The following is a 2524-nucleotide window of genomic DNA, read 5'->3' on the forward strand; positions in this document are numbered from 1 at the left end:
CTGGACAGTCATTCCAGCTCAATCTGGACACTACGAGCGTAGCGTCGCGAGGTAGGACGACGTTTTACTCCTGAGCCGCCTCCACCGTCAAACAGCTGCGCTTCTTGCGCAGTGAATCGCCCTTGAGCGCGAGCATGTGGGCGTTGTGCACGAGCCGGTCCAGGATCGCATCCGCCAGCGTCGCGTCACCGATCGCGTCGTGCCAGAGCTCCACCGGCAGCTGGCTGGTGATCACCGTCGAGCGCTGTCCGTGGCGGTCATCCAGGATCTCCAGCAGGTCACGCCGTTGGGCATGGTCGAGCACCGCCAGCCCCCAGTCATCCAGCACGAGCACGTCGATCTTGGCCAGTCGGGCCAGCAGCTTGCCGTATCGCCCGTCGCTGTGGCCGAGGGCCAACTCCTCCAGCAGGCGCGGCACCCTGACGTAGTGGGCGCTGTAACCCTGCCGGCAGGCCTGATGCGCCAACGCGCTGGCCAGCCACGATTTGCCGACGCCGGTCGGCCCGGTCAGCAGCACGTTCTGGTGCTGGCGAATCCACTGCCCACTCAGCAGACGCTGGAACAGCGCCGCATCGAGGCCGCGCGGGTGCTGATAGTCGATGTCCTCGGCCACCGCCTGCTGCCGTAGCTTGGCTTGCTTGAGCCGCCGGGCCAGTTGCCGGTTGTCGCGTTCGGTCTGCTCGCGATCAACCAGCAGACCGAGCCGTTCCTCGAAGCTCAGGTGTGACAGATCGAGGCGCTGCTGTTCGGCAAAGGCGGTCGCCATGCCGCCCAGTTTCAGGGTGAGCAGTTTGGCGTGAGTCGGATGGTTCAACATCGAGATCTCCTTATCAGTGCAGGGTAAGTTGGGTTGGGCGGAAGTAGTCGGCGCCGCGCACGTTGTCGTGCTGACTGGCCGGCGCCTGCAACGGCGCCGGCAGGGTTTGCTGGTCGAGGTTGTGCTTCAGGATGCTGCTCAGGCTTTTCCAGCTGACGGTCTGTAACCGCAGCGCGCGCAGGCACGCCGCTTCCAGCCGGGCATTGCCGTAGCGCTCGCCAAGTCGCAATACGCCGAGACAGCTGCGGTAGGCCTGCTGCGGATGGGCGCGCTGCCGGAGCAGTCGTTCGAGCACGGTTTCGGTCTTGGGGCCGATCTGCCGCGCCTTGGCCAGCAGCCGTTCGGCGGTCCAGCCGGCTACCGCCTGATGCTGCAGCGGCATGTGGGCATCGACCGTGGTGTGGCGGTGCGGCGTGCGGCTGCGCACGTGGCTGGCAATGCGCTGGCCGAGATGGAAGAGTTCGACGCACGACTCGGTCAGGCGTACCTGCACCTGCTGGCGGGCATGGCGGTACGGCACCGAGTAGAAGTGGCGCTCGACCTCAACGTGGTAGTCGAGGCCGACCCGCGCCAGCGACCATTGGGCAAACTGGTACGGCTGGGCCGGCAACGGCTGCAATGCCGGTCGGTCGAGCCGTTCGAACCAGTCGCGGCGGCAGCCATCCAGCTTCTTGAACGGCCGGGTGTTCAGGTGCTCCAGGCACTGACGCAGAACCAGGTTGAGTTCTTGCAGGCTGAAGAAGCGCTGGTGACGCAACCGGGCCAGCACCCAGCGCTCGACCACCTGGACGCCGACCTCGACCTTGGCCTTGTCGCGCGGCTTGTACGGCCGCGCCGGCAGCACCGCGCAGCCGTAATGTTGTGCCAGGTCCTGGTAGGTCGGGTTCAGGTCCGGCTCGTAGCGGGACGGATGGCGCACGCCGCTCTTCAGGTTGTCGGGGACCACCAGCGCGGTGACGCCACCGAGATAGTCGAAGGCGCGCACATGGCTGCCGATCCAGTCTTCCAGCTGCTGCGTGAAGGTCGCTTCGAGGTAGGTGTAGTTGGAGGCGCCGAGCACCGCGACGAAGATCTGCGCGGCGTGAATTTCGCCGGTATGCGGGTCGATGACGTCGACCGTCTGCCCGGCGTAGTCGACGAACAGTTTCTCACCGGGTGTGTGGTGCTGGCGCAGCGTCACTGCCAGCGTCTTGCGCCAACGGCGGTAATGGTCGCAGAACGCGCTGTACTGGAGTCCGTCCGGTGTTTCGGCCTTGTACTCCTGCCACAGCAGCTCCAGCGTCACGCCTTTGCGGCGCAGTTCCTGGTGCAGCGTCGGCCAGTCGGGTTCGGTGCGGCGGACTTTCGACGGCGCCGTCGGGGGAAATAGCAGGCCATTGACGGTGGCTTCGTCCAGGCCGGCGGGTAGCGGGAAGCTCAGCCCGGCGAGCTTGGCGCGGGCGAGGTAGTCGCTGACCGTGGTGGGGGATGCGCCGATCATTCGGGCGATCGCGCGCCGCGAGTACAGACCTGCGTGATGCAGGCGAAGGATTTCGACGATTTTGCGCATGGATAACCTGTGGTTAGACATCGGGCACCCAGGAAAAAAGCTCGAGGGTGCCACGGGTTACCCCGCGCGCTACAGCTTGTTACGGCAATGTTGCAAGCCGTCCAGGTTGGCCTGGAACGGGTGTCCAGTTTGCGCTGGAACGACTGTCCAGGTTCAGC

2 protein-coding genes are annotated in these 2524 nt (G+C 65.6%); both read right to left on the reverse strand.

The genetic code is table 11. The features are described from left to right. Positions 1-64 precede the first annotated feature (64 nt). Entirely contained in the window at positions 65-817 is a 753-nt protein-coding gene (gene istB / locus QU481_RS23600; protein ID WP_289832380.1) for an IS21-like element helper ATPase IstB, read from the reverse strand. A 13-nt stretch (positions 818-830) separates the two neighbouring features. Then, a complete protein-coding gene (gene istA, locus QU481_RS23605) occupies positions 831-2387 on the reverse strand; it encodes an IS21 family transposase (protein WP_289832381.1) in 1557 nt (518 codons plus the stop codon). Positions 2388-2524: the final 137 nt, after the last annotated feature.

The organism is Crenobacter oryzisoli (assembly GCF_030385785.1).
Classification (GTDB): domain Bacteria; phylum Pseudomonadota; class Gammaproteobacteria; order Burkholderiales; family Chromobacteriaceae; genus Crenobacter_A; species Crenobacter_A oryzisoli.

Excerpts from the sequence above, each read along its gene's own strand:
- istA (WP_289832381.1), bottom strand. The coding sequence starts at position 2,387 with ATGTCTAACCACAGGTTATCCATGCGCAAAATCGTCGAAATCCTTCGC.
- istB (WP_289832380.1), bottom strand. The coding sequence starts at position 817 with ATGTTGAACCATCCGACTCACGCCAAACTGCTCACCCTGAAACTGGGC.